At 70.0% G+C, this 20,167-nt stretch carries 19 protein-coding genes; 9 read left to right on the top strand and 10 right to left on the bottom strand.

Going from position 1 to position 20,167, the window contains the following annotated elements:
- Window positions 1–78: 78 nt before the first annotated feature.
- Entirely contained in the window at window positions 79–501 is a 423-nt protein-coding gene (locus ACZ7LV_RS29430; protein ID WP_471943684.1) for a GlcG/HbpS family heme-binding protein, read from the top strand.
- Window positions 502–587: 86 nt separating this feature from the next.
- Here the strand turns inward: ACZ7LV_RS29430 and ACZ7LV_RS29425 are convergent, their stop codons facing one another.
- Window positions 588–1,454, bottom strand: a complete 867-nt coding sequence (locus tag ACZ7LV_RS29425; protein ID WP_471943682.1) for a GNAT family N-acetyltransferase — start codon at window positions 1,452–1,454, stop codon at window positions 588–590.
- 229 nt (window positions 1,455–1,683) lie between these two features.
- Here ACZ7LV_RS29425 and ACZ7LV_RS29420 point away from each other — a divergent pair, with 229 nt between their 5' ends.
- Both ACZ7LV_RS29420 and ACZ7LV_RS29415 read left to right on the top strand, forming a co-directional pair.
- Window positions 1,684–2,316 (top strand): HAD family hydrolase, encoded by a 633-nt coding sequence (locus ACZ7LV_RS29420; protein WP_471943680.1) that lies wholly within the window; start codon window positions 1,684–1,686, stop codon window positions 2,314–2,316.
- Between the two features lie 773 nt (window positions 2,317–3,089).
- Window positions 3,090–4,670: a globin domain-containing protein gene (locus ACZ7LV_RS29415; RefSeq protein ID WP_471943977.1), complete on the top strand. Its 1,581-nt coding sequence runs from the start codon at window positions 3,090–3,092 to the stop codon at window positions 4,668–4,670.
- 68 nt (window positions 4,671–4,738) lie between these two features.
- On the opposite strand, the gene ACZ7LV_RS29410 is transcribed toward ACZ7LV_RS29415, so the two are convergent.
- From ACZ7LV_RS29410 to ACZ7LV_RS29390, 5 genes are all read right to left on the bottom strand, one after another.
- On the bottom strand, window positions 4,739–5,221 hold the full coding sequence (locus ACZ7LV_RS29410) for an NUDIX domain-containing protein (RefSeq protein ID WP_471943678.1): 483 nt from the start codon (window positions 5,219–5,221) through the stop codon (window positions 4,739–4,741).
- An 88-nt stretch (window positions 5,222–5,309) separates the two neighbouring features.
- Window positions 5,310–6,215: a LysR family transcriptional regulator gene (locus ACZ7LV_RS29405; RefSeq protein ID WP_471943676.1), complete on the bottom strand. Its 906-nt coding sequence runs from the start codon at window positions 6,213–6,215 to the stop codon at window positions 5,310–5,312.
- Window positions 6,216–6,445: 230 nt separating this feature from the next.
- A complete protein-coding gene (locus tag ACZ7LV_RS29400; RefSeq protein ID WP_471943674.1) occupies window positions 6,446–7,603 on the bottom strand; it encodes a cystathionine gamma-lyase in 1,158 nt (385 codons plus the stop codon).
- Window positions 7,600–8,091, bottom strand: a complete 492-nt coding sequence (locus ACZ7LV_RS29395; RefSeq protein WP_471943672.1) for a low molecular weight protein-tyrosine-phosphatase — start codon at window positions 8,089–8,091, stop codon at window positions 7,600–7,602. The genes ACZ7LV_RS29400 and ACZ7LV_RS29395 overlap by 4 nt, the downstream gene beginning before the upstream one ends.
- 5 nt (window positions 8,092–8,096) lie before the next feature.
- Window positions 8,097–8,474 carry a phage holin family protein gene (locus tag ACZ7LV_RS29390; RefSeq protein WP_471943670.1) on the bottom strand — a complete coding sequence of 126 codons (378 nt, stop codon included), beginning with the start codon at window positions 8,472–8,474 and terminating at the stop codon, window positions 8,097–8,099.
- A gap of 57 nt (window positions 8,475–8,531) precedes the next feature.
- On the opposite strand from ACZ7LV_RS29390, the gene ACZ7LV_RS29385 reads away from it, so the two are divergent.
- From ACZ7LV_RS29385 to ACZ7LV_RS29370, 4 genes are all read left to right on the top strand, one after another.
- The gene (locus ACZ7LV_RS29385) at window positions 8,532–8,849 is read left to right on the top strand and encodes a cupin domain-containing protein (protein ID WP_401674941.1); all 318 of its coding nucleotides are present in this window, start codon (window positions 8,532–8,534) and stop codon (window positions 8,847–8,849) included.
- A gap of 195 nt (window positions 8,850–9,044) precedes the next feature.
- Entirely contained in the window at window positions 9,045–9,257 is a 213-nt protein-coding gene (locus tag ACZ7LV_RS29380) for a DUF5326 family protein (protein ID WP_401674938.1), read from the top strand.
- A 208-nt stretch (window positions 9,258–9,465) separates the two neighbouring features.
- Complete coding sequence (locus ACZ7LV_RS29375; RefSeq protein ID WP_471943668.1) at window positions 9,466–10,269, top strand: IclR family transcriptional regulator; 804 nt, start codon at window positions 9,466–9,468, stop codon at window positions 10,267–10,269.
- Between the two features lie 99 nt (window positions 10,270–10,368).
- Window positions 10,369–10,806, top strand: a complete 438-nt coding sequence (locus ACZ7LV_RS29370) for an SsgA family sporulation/cell division regulator (RefSeq protein ID WP_401674935.1) — start codon at window positions 10,369–10,371, stop codon at window positions 10,804–10,806.
- A 138-nt stretch (window positions 10,807–10,944) separates the two neighbouring features.
- Here the strand turns inward: ACZ7LV_RS29370 and ACZ7LV_RS29365 are convergent, their stop codons facing one another.
- On the bottom strand, window positions 10,945–12,615 hold the full coding sequence (locus ACZ7LV_RS29365; RefSeq protein ID WP_471943666.1) for a YibE/F family protein: 1,671 nt from the start codon (window positions 12,613–12,615) through the stop codon (window positions 10,945–10,947).
- Window positions 12,616–13,130: 515 nt separating this feature from the next.
- Between ACZ7LV_RS29365 and thiC the strand changes: the two genes are divergently transcribed.
- Window positions 13,131–14,927, top strand: coding sequence for a phosphomethylpyrimidine synthase ThiC (gene thiC / locus ACZ7LV_RS29360; protein ID WP_471943664.1), 1,797 nt, complete (start codon window positions 13,131–13,133; stop codon window positions 14,925–14,927).
- A gap of 138 nt (window positions 14,928–15,065) precedes the next feature.
- Here the strand turns inward: thiC and ACZ7LV_RS29355 are convergent, their stop codons facing one another.
- From ACZ7LV_RS29355 to ACZ7LV_RS29345, 3 genes are all read right to left on the bottom strand, one after another.
- The gene (locus tag ACZ7LV_RS29355) at window positions 15,066–15,932 is read right to left on the bottom strand and encodes a hypothetical protein (RefSeq protein WP_471943662.1); all 867 of its coding nucleotides are present in this window, start codon (window positions 15,930–15,932) and stop codon (window positions 15,066–15,068) included.
- Between the two features lie 192 nt (window positions 15,933–16,124).
- Window positions 16,125–17,228, bottom strand: a complete 1,104-nt coding sequence (locus ACZ7LV_RS29350; RefSeq protein WP_471943660.1) for a metallophosphoesterase — start codon at window positions 17,226–17,228, stop codon at window positions 16,125–16,127.
- A gap of 204 nt (window positions 17,229–17,432) precedes the next feature.
- Window positions 17,433–18,545, bottom strand: coding sequence for a LacI family DNA-binding transcriptional regulator (locus ACZ7LV_RS29345; protein ID WP_471943658.1), 1,113 nt, complete (start codon window positions 18,543–18,545; stop codon window positions 17,433–17,435).
- A gap of 418 nt (window positions 18,546–18,963) precedes the next feature.
- On the opposite strand from ACZ7LV_RS29345, the gene hisC reads away from it, so the two are divergent.
- Window positions 18,964–20,043, top strand: a complete 1,080-nt coding sequence (hisC, locus tag ACZ7LV_RS29340; RefSeq protein WP_471943656.1) for a histidinol-phosphate transaminase — start codon at window positions 18,964–18,966, stop codon at window positions 20,041–20,043.
- The last annotated feature ends 124 nt before the right edge of the window (window positions 20,044–20,167 follow it).

Here is a 20,167-nt window from a genome sequence, read left to right as displayed (position 1 = left end):
GTCCTCGCGGGGCCAGGGCCGTCCCCGCGCCGCCCGGCCTACCCCCTCACCGGCAACACACGCAAGGAGAGACACGAAATGAGCACCACCACCGCCGTCGCACCCCTGACTACCCAGGACGCCGAGGTACTCGTCAGCGCCGCCCGCCGGGCCGCCGAGGCCGCCGGAGCGACCGTCAGTGTGACCGTTCTGGACGCCGGCGGGCATCTGCTCGCCTTCCGACGCGACGACCAGGCCGTGCTGATCTCCGGCGAGACCAGCACCCGCAAGGCGTACACCGCCCTGCAGCTGAACGCGCCGACCGCCGACCTCGTCGACGTGGTCAAGCCCGACGGGCCGTTCCACTCCCTGCAGACCGCGCTCGACCGGCCGCTGCTCTTCATCGCGGGCGGCCTGCCGGTCCACCGTGACGGTCGGCTGATCGGGGCGATCGGAGTGGGCGGCGGCGCGCCGGAGCAGGACCACGGCTTCGCCACGGCCGCCGTGGAGACGCTTGTCTGACAGCGCTCGTCTGACAGCGCCTGAGCGCGTCGGGTCAGGACGCCGGTCCCCTCGCGGACCGGCGTCCTTGCCGTGCCGTGCGCAAGTCAGCCGGCCGCGACCGTCAGCGGGGCGAAGCGCCGTCGCCAGTCACCCGGGAGTTCCGGCACCCCGTACGTCATCACCGAGTTGAAGGCCACCGATTCCAGCCCGCGCTGCTTCGCCCAGGCCAGCAGCTCCTCGTGCCGTACGTCGATGTCCGTGCGCAGCGGGCGATCGGTATGAGCGGCGAGCGAGGCGATCAGGGCCTTCGCGGTCTCCGTGTCGCGGGCGATGAGCGGGCCCACGACATGTGTCTCCATGTTGGGCCAGACGGCCGCGTAGCCGATGATCCGGCCGTCCTCCTCGGCGACCCGGACCTGATCGGCGAAGGCGGGCAGGCGCGTGACGATGTGTGTGCGGTCGGCACCGAACACCTCGGCGTCGATCCGGAGGATCTTGGGCAGGTCCTCGCCGGTCGCCGGACGGGTAGCCACCCTGGGCTCAGGTCCACCGGGCATGAAAAAGCCGCGCAGCATCTCCGCGCGGCCGGTTGTCTTGAAGCCGAGTTCTTCGTAGAGCGGTTGTCCGTTCGGGGTCGCGTGCAGTGTCAGTGGCGTGGTGCCCATCAGTGACACCACATGCCGCATCAACCGGCGCCCGATGCCCTGGCGTGCGTGTCGCTCGGCGACCAGGACCATTCCCACGGCTCCCAGTTCGGGGCGTTCCTGTGGCCCGTACTCGGTGACCGCGCAGGCGGCCACGAGCCCTCCCTGAGGGTCGTCGATGCCGTATCCCTTCCCGGCGGTGAGGAGGAAGCCCCACTTGTGTTCCTCGCGCGGCCACCCCCGGTCCTCGGACAAGTCGGCGCAGACGTCGAGGTCGCGACGGGTCAGGCGGCGGATCGGCAGTGCAGCGAGGGAAGGAGTAGGCACGCAGGTCAGGCTGTCTGACCGGTGCCCTTGACGTCCACCTGTTTCGGCAGAGACGTACGCCCTTTTGGCCAACTCGTGTGATGCGGCCGGACACATGGACGAGCGCGTGGTGTTTCACGTGAAACATCGGCGAACGGCGAGCGTCCATCAGTCCCGCGATCGGGTATCGGACGGTCCGTTCGGACGTGTCTCGAAAAGGCGGCGATTCGGCCCACTAGCCTCCGGTGTCATGGCGAGACTTCATCTCTTCGATCTCGACGGGACATTGCTCCACGGCAGCACCGCGCCCCTGGAGATCTCGCGACAACTCGGACTGGAAGCCGAGACGGTGGCGCTCGAACGGGAGATCGCGGCGGGACTGATCGGCCCGCCGGAGTATGCGCATCGCGTGCACGCGATGTGGGCCGGACTCACGGAAGCGCATGTGCTGGCCGCTTTCGACGGAGCGCCTTGGCTGAATCGAATCCGAGACGTCTGGGCGGAGATCCGGCGCCGGGGCGACTACTGCGCGGTGGTGTCGTTGTCCCCCTCGTTCTTCGTCGAACGGCTCACCACCTGGGGCGCTCATGCCGCGCACGGCTCGCTCTTCCCTGCCGTGCCCTTCACCCAACCGCTGGACCCCGCCGGGGTGCTCAATGCCGCGGCCAAGGTGCTCATCGCCGACCGCCTGTGCCGGGCGTTCGGGGTGACACGGGCGAACTGTGTCGCTTACGGGGACTCGTCCTCGGACAAGGAACTGTTCGGGGTCGTCCCGGTATCCGTCGCCGTCAATGCGGATCGGCAACTGGCCGGTCTGGCGACGCACTCGTATGCGGGGAGGGATCTGTGGGATGCCTATGAATTGGTGCGGCACGCCCAGTAATTGGGGGAATCGCTGGATCTCCCCATAGTCAAATTCGTGGGCGTGCAAGGGGGGACTTGTGTGCGGGCCGGGGGCCGGTAGGGTCGACTCCGGTTCCCGTGTGGAAGACGGAGCACTCTTCCCGTCGGAACCGAGAGCAGGGCAATGCAGCCTAACGGGACGGAGAGATCGAAGACCCGCATTCTCGGTCAAGCGGCCGGGCGTCCACGGGAAGTGGGACGCTGTGGCGAGAACACTGCGGCCAATGTCACACTCTCCCTCTACTTGTCCGTACGCATCGGGAACAAGAGTTGACTATGGCTGCACGGGCCGCGACGCCGAACGGGGAAAGCAACCGGCTGCGGAGGAAGCAGGCATCTTCCGACTGAGGAAGTGCGCAGACCGACCGAAAGATGTTCGAGGCGAGGCACACCATGGACGCTCCGACCACCAAGTCGGCCGACAACGGCACTTCGGACGGTGGAGGCGGCTGGTTCACGCCGCGCAAACAGCCGGCGCCGGTGCAGGGAACCGATCGGGAAGCCCCGGAGGGCAGCCGCCTGGCCGGCATGCGCACGGTGGGCAGGGCTGCGCCCGGCACCGAAACGGGCGGCCCGGCGGATCAGGCCGAACCGCACCCCGCCTCGCGCCGGCCCGAGCCGCAAGGGCATCCCGAAGCCGAAGAGCCGCTCGCCCGGCCGTACGTCACCGAGGCCCTCTCCAGGCCCCAGGCGCCCGCCCCGTGGGCGCGGGAGACGGAGACAGAGCCCTCGCACGCAGTCCCGTCGGGTGCCATGGGCACGTCGACCGCGCAGGGCGCCGCCGAGGTCGCGGCGGACCATGAACGAATAAGCCGGGCGGCCGTGTCGACGCCCGCGCCGCCCCCGACCCGCACCGAAGCCCGGCCGTACGACCAGCGCGCCACCACCGCCACCGAGGCCCCACCCGCCCCGCGTCGCGTGCCCTCACAGCGTCCGGCCCCGGCAGACCACACCGAGCCGTCGCTCTTCACAGCAGGCGGCAGCCCTTCCGCCGCACCGGCTCCGCACACGACACCGGCTCCGCACGCCGAGTCGGCCGCGGCCCCTCACGCCCCCGCCGCGGCCCCTCACGCGCCTGTTACGGCCTCACCCGCACCGACCCCGGCATCACACCCCTCCGCCCCGGCCGCGCCCCCTCAGGCCGCCCCCGCCCCGCAAGCCGCGCCCGCCGACCCGGCCCCGCGCGCAGAGCCGTCCGTCTCCGGTTCCCCTCGGGACGCCTCCCCGGACGCGGTCCTCATCCGGCGCACCATGGCCACTGTCGCCCCCGTCGCGGACAAGGTCACCTCGTACTTCTACGCCCTGCTCTTCGTACGCCACCCCGACCTGCGCCCCCTCTTCCCCGCCGCGATGGACGCACAGCGGGACCGCCTGCTCAAGGCGTTGCTCACGGCCGCCGAGCACATCGACAACAGTGACGTGCTCGTTCCCTACCTGCAGAACCTGGGCCGTGGCCACCGTAAGTACGGCACGCAGCCCGACCACTATCCGGCCGTGGGCGAGTGCCTGATCGGCGCGCTGAGCCGGTACGCCGAGTCCGTCTGGAACGACGAGACGGAGGCGGCCTGGGTCCGGGCGTACACGACGATCTCCCAGGTCATGATCGACGCTTCGGCCGCCGACGAGCTCCGCTCCCCGGCGTGGTGGTACGCGGAGGTCGTCTCGCACGACCTCAGGACCCCTGACGTCGCGGTCGTCACCGTCCGCCCCGACCAGCCCTACCCCTTCCTCGCCGGGCAGTACACGAGCCTGGAGACATCGTGGTGGCCGCGCGTCTGGCGGCACTACTCCTTCTCGTCGGCGCCGCGTTCCGACGGCCTGCTCAGCTTCCATGTGAAGGCGGTCCCGGCGGGCTGGGTCTCCAACGCCCTGGTCCACCGTGCCCGGCCCGGCGACGTCATCCGCCTCGGCCCGCCGGCCGGGTCGATGACCGTGGACCACACCACGGACAGCGGGCTGCTGTGCCTGGGCGGCGGTACCGGTATCGCGCCGATCAAGGCCCTGGTCGAGGACGTCGCCGAGCACGGCGAGCGGCGGCCGGTCGAGGTCTTCTACGGCGCCCGTACCGACCACGACCTGTACGACATCGACACGATGCTCCGGCTTCAGCAGGCCCACCCCTGGCTCTCCGTCCGCGCGATCATCGACCAGCAGTCGCACCTCCAGCTCCCCGACGCGATAAGGGAGTACGGTCCCTGGACCGAGTACGACGCCTACCTTTCCGGCCCTCCCGGCATGATCCGCAGCGGCGTGCACGCGCTCCGGGACATCGGCGTCCCGTCCACGCGCATACGGCACGACTCGGTGGAGGAACTCGTCGCCACCGGCAGCTGACAGGTGCGGCGGGACCCCGCGACGAGGGGGCTATGCAGGACGCGCCGGACTCCGGCCCGGTGGTCGGTTCAGCCGAGGTCGGGCGCGTGCATGGCCCGTACGCCCTCGATGTTCCCGTCGAGGTAGTGCCGCAGCGACAGCGGTACGAGGTGTACGGAGGCGATCCCGACCCGGGTGAACGGCACTCTCACGATCTCGTACTCGCCCATGGGCTCCTCGACCTCGGGGCCGTGCCGCAGGGACGGGTCCATGGATTCCAGCCGGCAGACGAAGAAGTGCTGCACCTTCACCCCGGTCGAGGCGCTGTCCTCGCCGATGTGCTCCACGGTGTCGACGAAGCACGGCACGACATCGGTGACCTTGGCGCCGAGTTCCTCGTACACCTCGCGGTGCAGGGCGTGGACGACGGTGGGGTCACCGGGCTCGACCCCGCCACCGGGGGTGACCCAGTAGGGATCGACGCCGGGCTTGGTGCGCTTGATCAGAATGAGGTCGTCGCCGTCCAGGAGAACGGCGCGGGCGGTGCGCTTGACCACGGGTCGGACGGTCATGGGAGAAATGTGGCCCGCGATGTTCCACGTGAAACATCGCGGATCGTCACTCCCGGGTATCGGTGAGTGAAGCCCCCGGTTGCCCCGTTCAGCACCAGTCGGCGGCCGCCCGCTGGAGCCACTCGTGCGCCCTCGCGACATGCGGCATCGCCAGCGTTCCGGTGCGTACGACCAGGAAGTACGTGCGCAGCGGCGGTACCGCCGGCTCATGCAGCGCGACCACCTCGCCGTGCTCCAGGGCAGGTCCGCACAGATAGCGGGGCAGCACCGCGAGCCCGGCACCGGCGGCGGCGCACGCGAGGACGGCACGCAGGTCGGGAACGATCACGGTGCCGGAGGCGGCCGGGCGGGAGTCGAAGACGGAGGCCCAGTAGCGGGCCACGAACGGGAGGGACTCGTGCACCTCCACCACGGGGAGGTTCTCCAGGGCGGGTGCGCCCTTGTCGCGCAAGGTCCCGGCGTCGATCTCCTCGGCCCAGCGCGGCGCGGCGACCAGGACGTGCTCCTCGTCGCAGAGTGCAGTCGCGCTGAGCAGAGCGCCGCGTGGGCGGGCGGTGCTGATGGCCAGATCATGATGTCCGGCGGCCAGCCCCTCCAGGGCCTCCTCGGCGTTGCCGAACGAGGCACGTAGGGCGAACCCCTGGCCGTCGTCCCCGGCCAGTTCCACGAGCGCGGGCAGTGCTCGTTCGGCGGTGAACTCCGGCGGGCCGGCCAGGTGCAGCGTACGGAGCGAGGACTCGTCGTCCAGTCCGCTCTCGGCGATCTCCACCAGCGCGTCCAGATGCGGGGCGGCCTTGTGCGCGAGCTCGTCGCCCGTGGTCGTCGGCGTCACGCCACGCGCCTGGCGCAGGAAGAGGGGGCGGCCCAGCTGTCGTTCGAGCGTGCGTATCTGGGAGGTCACGGCCGGCTGGGACAGGCCCAGCAGCGCCGCGGCACGGGTGAAGGAGCCGGCCCGGTGCACGGTCACGAATGTGCGCAGCAGGGCCAGATCCATGATGCGCCCACCCCTTCCCGTGCGCTGCTCCCACCCCTGAGGCAGGGCCCAACTATAAATAAGTCGATAGGTCTCTGTCGCTACTGTGATTGGACACTGACAGAGAGTCAACTAGCCTTGTTCGCGCGGTTCTTAGCGCTGAGAACCGCGGACGGTCCGAGCCACGAGGGGGGAGGCTCGGACCGTCCGATCGGCGTAGCCGGATCCCTCACCGGGCGTCCGGCGGGCGGTCACCGCGCCGACTCGTCCAGGGCCCGCAGCACGTCCGCGACCAGATCCGCGGGGTCCTCGGCTCCGACCGACAGCCGGATGAAGCCCTCCGGTACGGCGTCGCCTCCCCAGCGCCCCCGCCGCTCGGCGGTGGAGCGCACCCCGCCGAAGCTCGTCGCGTCGTCCACGAGCCGCAAGAGGTCCAGGAAGCGGTCCGCACGCGCGCGGCTGGGCAGCGTGAACGACACCACGCAGCCGTAGCGGTGCATCTGCTCGGAGGCGATCTTGTGGGACGGATCGCTCTTCAGCCCCGGGTAGCGCACCCCGAGGTCCTCGTGCCAGTCGCGCAGCGCCTCGGCCACCGCCAGGGCGCCGGCGCTCTGGCGGTCGACGCGCATCTGGAGCGTGGCGATCGACCGATGGGCGAGCCAGGCCTCCATCGGCCCAGGGATCGCCCCGACGATCTTGCGCCACCGGCGTACGGCGGCCATGGCCTCGGCGTCGCGGCCGGCGACGTAGCCCACGAGGACGTCGCCGTGCCCGGTGAGCTGCTTGGTGCCGCTGGCGACGGAGAAGTCGGCGCCCAGCTCCAAAGGGCGCTGCCCGAGCGGCGTGGCGAGCGTGTTGTCGACGGCGACCAGGGCGCCGCGCGCGTGTGCCACGTCGGCGAGGCGGCGCACGTCGCACACGTCGAGACCGGGGTTCGACGGGGTCTCGATCCACAGCAGCTTCGCGCCGTCCAGGACGTCGAGCTGGGCGTCGCCGCCGGTCGGCGCGGTGCGCACCTCGATGCCGAACGCCTCCAGCTGCTGCCGCACCAGCGGCAGGACCTGGTAGCCGTCGCTGGGCAGGACGACCGCGTCACCCGCGCGCAGCTGCGAGAAGAGCACCGACGAGATCGCGGCCATCCCGGAGGCGAACACGAGGGTCTCGGCGTCCCCCTGCCCGGGCGCCTCCAGCTCGCCGATCGCCCGCTCCAGATGCGTCCACGTCGGATTCTCGTCGCGGCCGTAGGCGTACCCTCCCGTCGGGTCGCCGGGCAGGTGAAAGTGGGCGGCGAACACCGGACCCGGCAGGGTCGGCTCATGCTTCACCGGCTCGGGCAGCCCCGCCCGCACCGCGCGCGTGCCCTCACCGAGGCCCCGCTCCGTGCCCGTACCGCCTGCCGCATCAGTCATGCCGCCCGTCCTTCCACGTGCTCGCGTACCGCGGCGAGCAGTCCCGTGCTCGCCGCCTCCACCATCTCAAGGACCTCGTCGAAGCCGTCCGCGCCCCCGTAGTACGGATCCGGGACGTCGAGGTCGTCGCCCGCGTCGGGGTCGTAGGAACGCAGCAGGCGCACCTTCGCCGCCTCCTGTTCGGTGGGCGCGAGGCGGCGCAGCGCCGTCAGATGGCCGGCGTCGAGTGCGACGACCAGATCGAGCCGGGAGAACCACGACTGCTCGAACTGCCGGGCGACGTGCGCACCGTCGTAGTCGTGTGCCCGGAGCACGGCCACGGTGCGCGGGTCGGCCGGCTCGCCCTCGTGCCAGCCGCCCGTGCCGGCGCTGTCGACCTCGACGAGCCCTTCCAGACCGGCCTCCACGACGCGTGCCCGGAAGACGGACTCGGCCATCGGGGAGCGGCAGATGTTGCCGGTGCAGACGAAACAGATGCGGTAGGTCATGGTGCTCAGTCCCGGTCGGGAAGGATGACGTTGAGGGCCCAGGAGACGATCGAGATGATCAGGGCGCCCAGGACGGCCGTCCAGAAGCCCTCGACATGGAAGCTCAGGTCGAGCTTGTCGGCCAGCCACGAGGTCAGCAACAGCATCAGCGCGTTGACGATCAGGGTGAACAGACCCAGCGTGAGAATGAGCAGCGGCAGGCTCAGAAGCCGAACGAGTGGCTTGACCAGAACGTTCACCAGACCGAAGATCAGCGCGACCACGAGCAGCGTCCCGACCTTCTTGGCGGTGCTGTCCCCGGTAAGGGTGATCTTGTCGAGCAGCCACACGGCGACTGCCAGGGCACCGGCATTGGCGAGCGTCTTGACTAGGAAATTCATCATGTGTCTGATCGTGGCAGACGAGATCGGTTACGAGTACGGGCGTGAGGCGACGAAGCGATGAAGGCATTCCGGCTGGACGAACTGGAGGCGGAGCGCGCCGCCAACGACGGCGCCTACCTGCAGTTTCTGCGGGAGCGGAACATGTCGGTCGGTCTCTACGCACTGGACGCGGGCGAGCATGATCCGCAGAAACCGCACAACCAGGACGAGGTGTACTTCGTCGTCAGCGGCCGGGCCGCGATCACCGTCGGCATGGAGACGACCGAGGTGGCTCGGGGCAGCGTGGTGTACGTCCCGGCCGGTGTGGCCCACAAGTTCCACCACATCAGCGAGGACCTGCGGGTGCTCGTGGTGTTCTCGCCGCCCGGGAACTGACCGGCGGGCTCGGGGTTTTCGGTTGCGCCTCCCCCGGATTCCCTAGGGGATCGGTCAGGGGAGGACAAGGGCTGCCGGGCCCCCGGGAGGCGCCCTGCCGGCCCTAGCATCGAGGCAGGACATCAAAGGACCTGGCGGGACCGGAGGGCTCAACGGGAGCCGTGCGGCCGGTGGGCGGAGAGAAGGACAAGGGCGATGGGAGAGATCTTCGCGGGTCTGCCGTGGTGGGTGAAGTGGATCGCGGTGCCGGTCATCGCCCTGGTCGTGTTCGGCGGCGTGATAGCCAGCGTCGTGGGATTCGTGATCGGGCTGCTGTTCAAGGTGCTGGTCTTCGTCGCCCTGGTCGGCGGACTCATCTACGTCGTGCGTAAGTTCACGACGAACTCCTCGTCGCGTGGCGACTGGTAAGAGGAGAGGGTGACGGGAACCGGCGCCAGGTGTCGTCGGTTCCCTCGGGGGAGGGAAGTTTCCCGGGCGGACGGTCTGTGAGCGGTGGCAGGCCAATAGAGTCCGGAACTCGACGCGGGAAGCGCCCCGCGCACGGCGTACGCATCCGTACACCCCCTCCCGTGTTACCCCTGCACGGGCTGCCCCCCTCGCGCTTCGGGAGTGACCCTTGGCCACGGCAGACACCGCACCCGCAGATTCCTACGCACCCCCCACACCCGCTCACCCCACCACCCTCATCGGCTCCGTGCAGCGCGCCATCCGCCTGCTGGAGGCCGTCGCCGCGCACACATACGGCGCCCCCGCCAAGCAGCTGGCCCGCGAGACCGGCCTGGCGCTGCCCACGACGTACCACCTGCTGCGCACCCTGGTGCATGAGGACTATCTGCGCCGGGAGAAGGGGCTGTTCTTCCTCGGTGAGGCGGCGGAACGGCTGAGTGGCAGCGGGGCGGAGCAGAAACGTCGCAGCACGGTCATCGACGCCCTGGCGCGCTGGCGGGACTCCCTCGGTGTGCCCGTCTACTACGCGGTCTACCGCGAGGGTGAGATCGAGGTCATGTGCGTCTCCGACACTCCCGGCAATCCGGCGGTGGAGGAGTGGGCCGACTTCCGCGAGACCGGCCACGCGCACGCGATCGGACAGTGCCTGCTGTCCCAGCTCGACGAGAGCATCCGCCGGGACCACCTCGATCGCTATCCCGTGCAGTCCATCACCCCCTACACCGTCCGGGACAGCCGTACCCTGCTGCAACGCCTCGAACGTACGAACCGGATGGAACCGGTGACCGAGCGCCAGGAGTACGCGCTGGGCACGGTGTGCGCCGCGATTCCCCTCACCGTGGGTGACACGGCCGGAACGATGGCGATCTCGCTACCCAGTCACCAGGCGGACCGACTGTTGCCCGCCGTACGGCAGTTGCGGAGCGAGGTGGGCCGGTCGGCGGGGTCACTCGCGCTCTCTATCAGTATCTGAAAACTCACTCCTTGTGATCTGGTGTGTACTTTCAGCAAGATGCCACCAGGTATTCAGGTTCATTCCCGGCCAATCGAACGGCAAGTGACGGGGTAGGCGATGCGCGAGTCCGTACAGGCAGAGGTCATGATGAGCTTTCTCGTTTCCGAGGAGCTCTCCTTCCGCATCCCTGTGGAGCTGCGCTACGAGACGCGCGATCCCTACGCGGTGCGGCTGACCTTTCACCTGCCCGGGGATGCCCCGGTCACCTGGGCCTTCGGCCGGGAGCTGCTGATCGACGGGGTCGGGCGGCCGTGCGGCGAGGGCGATGTGCGGGTCTCGCCGGTGGAGCCCGAGTCGCTGGGCGACGTTCTGATCCGGCTTCAGGTGGGCAGCGACCAGGCGTTGTTCCGTTCCTCCACGGCGCCGCTGGTCGCCTTCCTGGACCGCACGGACAAGCTGGTGCCGCTGGGCCAGGAGGGGGCGCTCGCCGACTTCGACGCGCATCTCGACGAGGCGCTGGACCGGATTCTGGCGGAGGAGCAGAGTGCGGGGTGAGCGCTGTGACCGATGAGGCTGGTGTAACGCTTCGCCTGGGGTGAGTGGGTGTGGCCCCGGCGGCCCTCGCTGTGGGGGTCGACCTTGCAGGAACGCTTCTGCGGATGTGGGGGCCGGCCGAGCCGCGCCCCGTGTCGCTCAGCGCTTGCGCCGCCGCCCCCTCCCCGTGCGGGCGGGTCCGGGAGCCTCGCCGCTCGCACCGACGGTGGCCGGCGCTGTGCCGGGCGTCTGACCGGACCTGTCGGCCGCCACCACGAGGGCCGCGAGTGCTGTCGTGACCGGCACCGCCGCGACCAGGCCGATCGAGCCGACCAGCGTGCGCACGATCTCCTCCGCGACGATCTCGCTGTTGGCGACGGTCCCCACGCTGCTCTGGGCGATGGAGAAGAGCAGCAGCAAGGGCAGCGCGGCACCCGCGTAGGCGAGGACCAGGGTGTTGACGACGGAGGCGATGTGGTCGCGGCCGATACGGATGCCGGCCCGGTACAGGCCCCGCCAGCCCATCGTGGGGTTGGCCTCGTGCAGTTCCCAGACCGCCGAGGTCTGCGTGACCGTCACGTCGTCGAGGACACCCAGCGAACCGATGATGACGCCGGCCAGCAGCAGACCGCTCATGTCGATCGTCGGATAGAGGCCGTGGATGAGGCCGGTGTTGTCGTCGGTGTTGCCCGTGAGTGCCGCCCAGTCGATGAACAGCAGGCCGAGGATGCCGATCAGCACCAGCGAGATCAGGGTGCCGAGTACGGCCACGGATGTTCGCGCCGACAGGCCGTGACACAGATAGAGCGCGATCAGCATGATGGCGCTCGCTCCGACCACGGCTACGACGAGCGGGTTCGAGCCCTGGAGGATCGCCGGCAGGATGAAGAAGTTGAGCACCAGGAAGCTGATGGCCAGCGCGACCAGTGCCATCACACCGCGCAGCCGTCCCACGGCCACGACGGCCAGCGCGAAGAGGCCGGCGAGCAGAGACATGGGCAGACGGCGGTTCACATCGGTGACCGAGTACTGGAGGTTCTCGGGTGCGGAGGGCTCGTAGGCGACCACGACCTTCTCGCCCTCGTCCAACTGCCGCGACTGGTCGGGCTGCACGATCTCGGTGAAGGTGCGGCCCGTGTCCTCGCCGGTGTCGATACGGATCGTCGCGCGCTTGCAGGTGCCGTTCGCCTGCTGCTGGGCGGAGGAGCCCTCGGCGGTGGAGGTGTCGCCGTTCGGGGTGGGTGCCGAGCCGTTGACGGAGTCGCAGGGCAGTTCCTCGACCTTGGTGACCGTGGCCTGCTGGGTCTGCCGGTCGAATCCGACACCGGTGCGCTCGTGCGGGGGTGCGCCGCCGGGCCACAACACGACGAGGCCGACCACCACGGCGGCGGCGAAGGGGATGAGCACCGCGGCGATGACCTTGCGCAGGTGCTTGGAGACGGGGGCCGCGGGGCCGTGGGCGTGGCTGTGCGAGTGCCCGTGGCCCTGCCCGTGTCCGCCGCCGGAGCCGTGTCCCCGTCCGTCTCCGGGGCCCTGGCCACCGCCGGGTCCGTGGCCGGGTCCCTGGCCGCCGCCGGGCCCGGTGTGCGCGTCGTCGCCGCTCTGGCCGAAACCGTGGCCGGGAGCGTCGCCCCACCCCTGACCCTCACCGGGTACGCCCCCACCGGTCTCGTGCTCGTCCCAGCCGCCGGGTCCCCTGCTCGAGGCGACACCACCCCGGCCGACGTACGACCCTTCCCCCGGACCAGAGCCGCCCGAGCCGGAGCCGCCACCCGGGCCGAAGCCGGACCCGCTCCCTGGACCGAAGCCGGACCCGGCGCCCGTCCCCATGCCGGGGGGACGCCCGCCTCCGCCGCCAGGAGCGCCACCCGGACCCCGGCCCGGAACGCCACCTCCGCCGGCACCGCGAGGACCGCCAGGACCGCCACCGAGCCTCATACCGGGAGCCTGCCCCGTGCCACCGGCCGGAGCGCCACGACCGCCGCGAGTGCCACCCCCGCCCATGTCCGAGCCGCGTCCCGACCCCATGCCGGAGCCGGTTCCGCGCGGTGGTTCGTGCGGCGGGAACGGGGGCTGCTGATTCGTGGTCACCGACCGATCATCGCAAGAACGATGGGGGCCCTCTGTTCACCGCGCCCGAATTGACGCTAGCGTGGAGACACCTTTGTACACGCGGGAGCTCGGAGCACCGGGCTGAGAGGGCGCTGACCTTCGTCTTCGCGATGTTTCACGTGGAACGTCACTCGACACGAGTGATGTTTCCCATGAAACGCCGACAGACGAGAACCGCTGCGTCGACCGCCGAACCTGTTACCGGGTAATGCCGGCGTAGGGAGATCGGTCTCATGGCCAACAAGGACGCACGCACGCCTGCCTCCACCCAGAACGCGACGGACGACGCGCACGACGGGGAGGCCGGGAAGTCCATCGGCTGGCACAAGGCGTATGTCGAGGGCTCCCGCCCCGACCTGCGCGTGCCGGTCCGTCAGGTGCACCTCACCAACGGGCAGTCGGTCACGCTGTACGACACATCGGGCCCGTACACCGATCCACTCGTCGAGACCGACGTCCGCCGCGGTCTGTCGCCGCTGCGGGAGAACTGGATCATCGCCCGCGGCGACACGGAGGAGTACGCGGGCCGTCCGGTCCGCCCCGAGGACGACGGGATCAAGCACACGTCGCCGCGCGGCGGACTGCGCAACCTCGACGCGGTCTTTCCCGGCCGCCCCCGCCTGCCACGCCGCAGCCGCGACGGACAGGCGGCCACCCAGCTCGCGTACGCCCGCAGGGGCGAGATCACGCCCGAGATGGAGTACGTCGCCATCCGGGAGAACGTCTCGCCCGAGGTCGTGCGCGAGGAGATCGCCGCGGGTCGGGCCGTCCTGCCCGCGAACGTGAACCACCCGGAGATCGAGCCGATGATCATCGGCAAGCGGTTCCTGGTGAAGGTCAACGCCAACATCGGCAACTCGGCCGTGACGTCCTCGATCGAGGAGGAGGTCGAGAAGATGACCTGGGCGACCCGCTGGGGCGCCGACACGGTCATGGACCTTTCCACGGGCCGCAACATCCACACCACGCGCGAGTGGGTGCTGCGCAACTCCCCCGTCCCCATCGGCACGGTGCCGCTCTACCAGGCGCTGGAGAAGGTCGACGGCAGGGCCGAGGAGCTGACCTGGGAGATCTACAAGGACACGGTCATCGAGCAGGCCGAGCAGGGCGTGGACTACATGACGGTCCACGCGGGTGTCCGCCTCGCGTACGTGCCGTTGACGGCGAACCGCAAGACCGGGATCGTCTCGCGCGGCGGCTCGATCATGGCGGCGTGGTGCCTGGCGCACCACAAGGAGTCGTTCCTGTACGAGCACTTCGAGGAGCTCTGCGAGATCCTCGCGGCCTACGACGTCACGTACTCGCTGGGCGACGGCCTCAGGCCGGGCTCCATCGCGGACGCCAACGACGAGGCGCAGTTCGCCGAACTGCGCACGCTCGGGGAACTGAACCGGATCGCGAAGCGCTGCAACGTACAGACCATGATCGAGGGCCCGGGACACGTGCCGATGCACAAGATCAAGGAGAACATCGACCTCCAGCAGGAGATCTGCGAGGAAGCCCCGTTCTACACGCTCGGCCCGCTGACGACGGACGTCGCCCCGGCGTACGACCACATCACCTCCGGCATCGGTGCCGCGATGATCGCCTGGTGGGGCACGGCCATGCTCTGCTACGTCACGCCCAAGGAGCACCTCGGCCTGCCCAACCGAGACGACGTCAAGACCGGCGTCATCACGTACAAGATCGCCGCCCACGCGGCCGATCTCGCCAAGGGGCACCCCGGCGCGCAGGAGTGGGACGACGCGTTGTCCGACGCACGCTTCGAGTTCCGCTGGGAGGACCAGTTCAACCTGGCCCTCGACCCGGACACGGCTCGTGAGTTCCACGACGAGACTCTCCCGGCCGAGCCGGCCAAGACGGCGCACTTCTGCTCGATGTGCGGGCCGAAGTTCTGCTCGATGAAGATCTCCCAGGACATCCGCCGTGAACACGGCGGTACGCAGGCGGAGATCGAGGAGGGCATGGCGGAGAAGTCGAAGGAGTTCGCCGCCGCGGGGAACCGGGTGTATCTGCCGATCGCGGACTGACCCGTCCGGTTCGACGGGGTCGCGCAGGCCGTTCAACGGCCCCGGCCCCGTCCTCGCCGGGACGGTCCAGCCCGCACACGGCAGCACACGGCATCGCAGGTCTGTGGCTTGCGCACCACGGGGGGCGCAAGCCGCAGATCATTCCGGCTTGTGGTCCGGGCCTCCGAAATCCGGGCTGGAGTAGTCCGGGCTCGAAAAGCTCGGGCGGGGGCCCGACGGGCCGTCACCGGGGCTGGTGAAGCCCGGACGGTCGTAGCCCAGGTGCGGCATACGACTGGTCGGGATGGTCGGGGCCGCAGGGTGCAGTGCGGCCTGGCCCGGTGTGGCGAGGGCCTCCCGGAGGAACGGCAGGATGCCGTTGTCCAGCAAGGCCTGGCGCCAGGCCTCCCTCGCGGCGGCCACCTCGCCGCTGAGTTCCTCGTAGGGACCGGAGTTCAGTGAGGGCCGGTTGCGCAGAGCGGTGATCAACAGGCCGACGGCGGCGAGCAGGATGGCGACCGCCGTCACGGCGCCGAACACCCAGCCGGTGGTGACCATGGTCTGAGCGATGCCCGGCTCGGGGTCGAGCATCTTCAGGGTGTAGCCGACGAGCAGGAAGATCACCGCGGCCGTGCCGGCCAGGACGGGTGCCAGGACCGCGATGATCGCGACGGCGCCCGCGCCGACCGTCTCGGCGGCGGCCTCTCCCATGGTGGTGGCGAGCCCCATGGCACCCGTGCCCGGCTCGTCGGAGCCGGACTCGCGGGTGGCCGACGGGGTGGACGGCGCCGGGCGGCGCAGTTCCTCGCGGACCTTGACGTAATGCTGGTACTCGGTCGCCGCGGCCGCCGTGATGAGTGCGGTGGCGTTGAGCGCCATGGTGCGCAGCTGTTCCGGGTTGAGCCGCTGTCCGACAGCGGCCAGTTCGGGTCGGTGGTGCGCCGAGCGCAGCGCCTCATCGAGGAGCCGCTCATACTCTTGGCGGTCCTCGCTCAAAAGGTGCTGCGGAACGCTGTTCATGTGCATCCCCCGATGCTCCGTAGGGCTTGGGGCTCGCACGCTGACGAGCCGTCGGGCAGAAACGGAGGGGAGCCTGCTACGGATAAGGCGATGGTAGAGCGGCGACGGTGCGCCGTGACAGGGGGTTTCCAGAAATTGGCCGCAGGTCCGCGCGGTGGTGCGCGGGTCCGGCGCCCGCCGTGCCTGCCCGGGGAACGCTCAGTCGCCGAGGGGAAGTTGCTGGACCAGCAGCTTTCCGGCCATGGTCACGCCGCCGTCCATCGCGATGGCCAGTCCGTCGGCGTAGACGTGCGGTCCGTCGACCACCGGACCCGCGCTGTCCTCGCCGTCCTCGGACCCGACCTCACCCAGCAGATAGGGAATCGGGCTGTGCCCGTGAACGATCCGGGTGCCGCCGTACGTATCGAGCAGGGAGCGGACGGCTTCGGCGCCACCCTCGTCGCGGAAGGAGAAGCGCTTGGTGAACTTGCGGAACAGGTCCCAGACCTCGTCCGCGTCGTTGCGGGTGAGGGCCTCGCGGACGTTGTCGTTGACGGCCTCGATGGAATCGCCGTAGTCGAGGTAGGCCGTGGTGTCCGAGTGGACGAGCAGATGGCCGTCGGTCTCGGTGAGCGCGTCCAGTCGGGCCATCCACTGCAGGTGGTGGTCCTGGAGGCGGTCCATGTCGGTCTTCTGGCCGCCGTTGAGCAGCCAGGCCGCCTGGAAGGTGGCGGTGCCCGCGCCGGAGTTGACGGGGGTGTCGCCGAACCGCTTGGCGCCGAGCAGCAGCAGCTCGTGGTTGCCCATCAGAGCCTTGCAGTAACCGCCGGCCGCGGCGGCCTCGGCGGACAGCCGCATCACGAGGTCGATGACGCCGATGCCGTCGGGACCGCGGTCGGTGAAGTCGCCCAGGAACCACAGCCGCGCGGTGCCCGCGCACCACTGGCCGGCGTCGTCGACGAGGCCCTTCTCGCGCAGTGCCGCCATCAGCTCGTCGAGGTAGCCGTGCACGTCGCCCACCACGAACAGGGGCCCGGGCCCGGTGGTGGACTGCTGCTCCGGCGCCGGCACGGCCGACGGGTCGACGGTCACCTGCACCGTGTCGCCGCGGTTGATGACCGGCAGGTCGCGCTCCGTGGGCGTGTACCCCTCCGGATGCTCCACCGGTTCCGCGACGGGGCTCGCGACGTCACCGGGGTGTGCGCTGAGGTCGTACGGACCGGTCTCGTGGACGTAAGCGGGCACCCGGAAGTCGCGCAGTGTCGCCGTGCGCTCCACCTCGGGTCCCTGACCGGCCCCCTGAGTCATCGACCCCTCCACCATCGCGCCGCATCTGCACCGCGTCGGACTGCCTGGTCGCAGCGGCCCGCGGTGTCGTGCGCCCATCATAGGAATGCGGATCGCGCCGTGTGATGACCCAGGGGTGGTGAATCGGAGCGGGACTCCAGTTCATCGCGGCTTTCGCCCCGTTTGAGCCGGGCTTTCCCCCCGTCCGGTGTCCGTGCGACGTCACCTCTGTGGGGTGCGCTACCCCTTGTCGGGCGTACGCGGTGGACTGACCGTGGTGCGCGGTGAGCGTCGCTGGGACGAGGTGCGCACGATCAGTTCCGTCGGTATCACCTGCTCGACCGGCTGGTCCGAATCGACGCCCTCGATGGCGTCGATCAGCAACTGGACCACGGCCGTGCCGATCCGGCGCGGCTTCAGGGAGAGCGTGGTGATGGGCGGCTCGGTGTTGGCGTACACGGTGGACTCGCTGCAGCAGACCAGCAGCAGATCGTCCGGTACGCGCAGCCCGTAGCGGCGGGCGGCCGCGAGCAGGTCGGTGCCGTTCGGGTCGAACAGGCCGTAGACGGCGTCCGGCCGGTCGGGCCGGGCGAGGAGGCGGTCGGCGGCGACCGCACCCGCGCAGGGGTCGTGGGCCGGGTACGCCTCGTAGACCGGGGTCTGGCCGACCCGCTCGCACCAGCGCAGGTACGCCGTGGTGGACAGGTGGGTGTAGGTGTCCGTCGTGGTCCCGGTCAGCAGGCCGATGCGGCGGGCGCCGGCTTCGGCGAGGTGGTCGAGGATGCCGAGCACCGCGGCCTCGTGGTCGTTGTCGACCCAGGCGGTGACCGGGAGCGGGCCGGCGGGACGGCCGTCGGAGACGACCGGTAAACCCTGCCTGACCAGCTCGCTGACGACCGGGTCCTGGTCGGACGGGTCGATGACGACGGTGCCGTCGAGTGCCACGTTGGACCACACGTCGTGACGCGAGGTCGCGGGCAGGATGACGAGTGCGTATCCACGGGCGAGCGCGGCCGAGGTGGCGGCGCGGGCCATCTCGGCGAAGTACGCGAACTCCGTGAAGGTGAAAGGTTCATCCCCGTACGTCGTCACGGTGAGACCGATCAGGCCGGACTTGCCGGTACGGAGGGTCCGGGCGGCGGCCGAGGGGCGGTACCCCAACCGGTCGGCGACCTCGCGGACATGGCGTCGGGTGGCGTCCGGGAGCCGGCCCTTCCCGTTGAGGGCGTCGGAGACGGTCGTGATGGAGACCCCGGCTGCGGCGGCCACGTCTCTGATGCCCGCCCGGCCTGGCCGACTTCCTCGACGAGAGGTTTCCGCGCGGCTCACCTGGTGCTTCCCTGCTGCTGTCATGGCGAGCCGATAGTAGGGCTCATGCGGTGGGGTAGGGCGGACGCATATGCACCCGTTGACAGGTACGTTTCTGCAAGGTCATTGAGAGTGAAATGCCTTAGAAATAAAGGGAGTTGGGGTCACATATTGATGTACGTGACTTGTCGGCGAGCACCCACCTGCCACGACCCCGATGTTTCGAAGAGGTCTCAACTCACCTGACCGGGCGATGCGCGCCAGGGCGTGAGCCACCGGCGCGTAGATATATGTGCGGCGCGCCCCCTGATTCGTACGCCTTCATGCAGTGATGCCCTTGATGCCGGTGGGGCTGATGTGGTGTGGCCCCACCCATTCGCAGCCGCCCCGAATCCTCATAAGGTGAGAAGCATTGGAAGCCGGCGGCGGTCAGGGGCCGCCGGTGGTCGCGAGGAGGACTGCGGTGAGCGAGACGAGCCCGAAGCTGCGCGCCGAGCTGGAGGGGATTCCCACCTACAAGCCGGGCCGGCCCGCCGCGGCCGACGGCCCGGTTGCCTACAAGCTGTCCTCCAACGAGAACCCCTATCCACCGCTGCCCGGCGTGATGGCGAGCGTGACGGCCGCCGCCACGTCCTTCAACCGCTACCCGGACATGTTCTGCACGGACCTGGTGAACGAGCTGGCCGACCGCTTCGGGGTCCCGGTGTCCCACCTGGCCACCGGCACCGGCTCGGTCGGCGTCGCCCAGCAGCTCGTGCAGGCCACCAGCGGGCCCGGCGACGAGGTGATCTACGCCTGGCGCTCCTTCGAGGCGTACCCGATCATCACGCAGATCAGCGGTGCCTCGTCCGTGCAGGTGCCGCTGACGCCGGGCGCCGTGCACGACCTGGACGCGATGGCGGACGCGATCACGGACCGGACGCGGCTGATCTTCGTCTGCAACCCCAACAACCCCACGGGGACGGTCGTACGACGGGCCGAGCTGGAGCGGTTCCTGGACCGGGTGCCGAGCGATGTCCTGGTCGTGCTCGACGAGGCGTACCGCGAGTTCATCCGCGACCCCGAGGTGCCGGACGGCGTCGAGCTGTACCGGGAGCGGCCGAACGTCTGTGTGCTGCGCACGTTCTCCAAGGCGTACGGGCTCGCCGGGCTGCGCGTCGGGTTCGCCATCGCCCATGAGCCGGTGGCCGCCGCGCTGCGCAAGACGGCTGTCCCGTTCGGGGTGAGCCGGCTCGCGCAGGAGGCGGCGATCGCCTCGCTGCGTGCCGAGGACGAGCTGCTCGGCCGGGTCGGGTCGCTGGTGTGTGAGCGCAACCGTGTCTCCGAAGGGCTGCGCGACCAGGGGTGGACGGTTCCCGAGACCCAGGCGAACTTCGTCTGGCTGCCGCTCGGTGAGCACACGGTTGCCTTCGCGGCGGCGTGCGAGCAGGCAGGCGTGATCGTGCGGCCGTTCCCGGGTGAGGGTGTGCGCGTGACGATCGGTGAGACCGAGGGCAACGACATCTTCCTGAAGGTGACGGAAGGCTTCATCAAAAACCTCTGATCTTCGGAGGTTCCGGTCCTCGGGGGTATCCGGTCCCAGGAACTTCCGAGGCGGAGGAAGGTGGCGACCGCGCCGGCACAGCCGGGAGGGCGGTCGCCCCGACTCCACGAGCGGTCCCACCCGC

Source organism: Streptomyces sp. NPDC107562, from assembly GCF_055657325.1.
Note: the sequence above shows the minus strand (reverse complement) of the source record. Positions and strands in the feature narration are given on the sequence as shown.

What these genes read in the sequence shown, in the direction of transcription:
- ACZ7LV_RS29430 (WP_471943684.1), top strand. Translation starts at nt 79, where the DNA reads ATGAGCACCACCACCGCCGTCGCACCCCTGACTACCCAGGACGCCGAG.
- ACZ7LV_RS29420 (WP_471943680.1), top strand. Translation starts at nt 1,684, where the DNA reads ATGGCGAGACTTCATCTCTTCGATCTCGACGGGACATTGCTCCACGGC.
- ACZ7LV_RS29415 (WP_471943977.1), top strand. Translation starts at nt 3,090, where the DNA reads ATGGGCACGTCGACCGCGCAGGGCGCCGCCGAGGTCGCGGCGGACCAT.
- ACZ7LV_RS29410 (WP_471943678.1), bottom strand. Translation starts at nt 5,221, where the DNA reads ATGACCGTCCGACCCGTGGTCAAGCGCACCGCCCGCGCCGTTCTCCTG.
- ACZ7LV_RS29405 (WP_471943676.1), bottom strand. Translation starts at nt 6,215, where the DNA reads ATGGATCTGGCCCTGCTGCGCACATTCGTGACCGTGCACCGGGCCGGC.
- ACZ7LV_RS29400 (WP_471943674.1), bottom strand. Translation starts at nt 7,603, where the DNA reads ATGACTGATGCGGCAGGCGGTACGGGCACGGAGCGGGGCCTCGGTGAG.
- ACZ7LV_RS29395 (WP_471943672.1), bottom strand. Translation starts at nt 8,091, where the DNA reads ATGACCTACCGCATCTGTTTCGTCTGCACCGGCAACATCTGCCGCTCC.
- ACZ7LV_RS29390 (WP_471943670.1), bottom strand. Translation starts at nt 8,474, where the DNA reads ATGATGAATTTCCTAGTCAAGACGCTCGCCAATGCCGGTGCCCTGGCA.
- ACZ7LV_RS29385 (WP_401674941.1), top strand. Translation starts at nt 8,532, where the DNA reads ATGAAGGCATTCCGGCTGGACGAACTGGAGGCGGAGCGCGCCGCCAAC.
- ACZ7LV_RS29380 (WP_401674938.1), top strand. Translation starts at nt 9,045, where the DNA reads ATGGGAGAGATCTTCGCGGGTCTGCCGTGGTGGGTGAAGTGGATCGCG.
- ACZ7LV_RS29370 (WP_401674935.1), top strand. Translation starts at nt 10,369, where the DNA reads ATGCGCGAGTCCGTACAGGCAGAGGTCATGATGAGCTTTCTCGTTTCC.
- ACZ7LV_RS29365 (WP_471943666.1), bottom strand. Translation starts at nt 12,615, where the DNA reads ATGGGGACGGGCGCCGGGTCCGGCTTCGGTCCAGGGAGCGGGTCCGGC.
- thiC (WP_471943664.1), top strand. Translation starts at nt 13,131, where the DNA reads ATGGCCAACAAGGACGCACGCACGCCTGCCTCCACCCAGAACGCGACG.
- ACZ7LV_RS29355 (WP_471943662.1), bottom strand. Translation starts at nt 15,932, where the DNA reads ATGCACATGAACAGCGTTCCGCAGCACCTTTTGAGCGAGGACCGCCAA.
- ACZ7LV_RS29350 (WP_471943660.1), bottom strand. Translation starts at nt 17,228, where the DNA reads ATGGTGGAGGGGTCGATGACTCAGGGGGCCGGTCAGGGACCCGAGGTG.
- ACZ7LV_RS29345 (WP_471943658.1), bottom strand. Translation starts at nt 18,545, where the DNA reads ATGACAGCAGCAGGGAAGCACCAGGTGAGCCGCGCGGAAACCTCTCGT.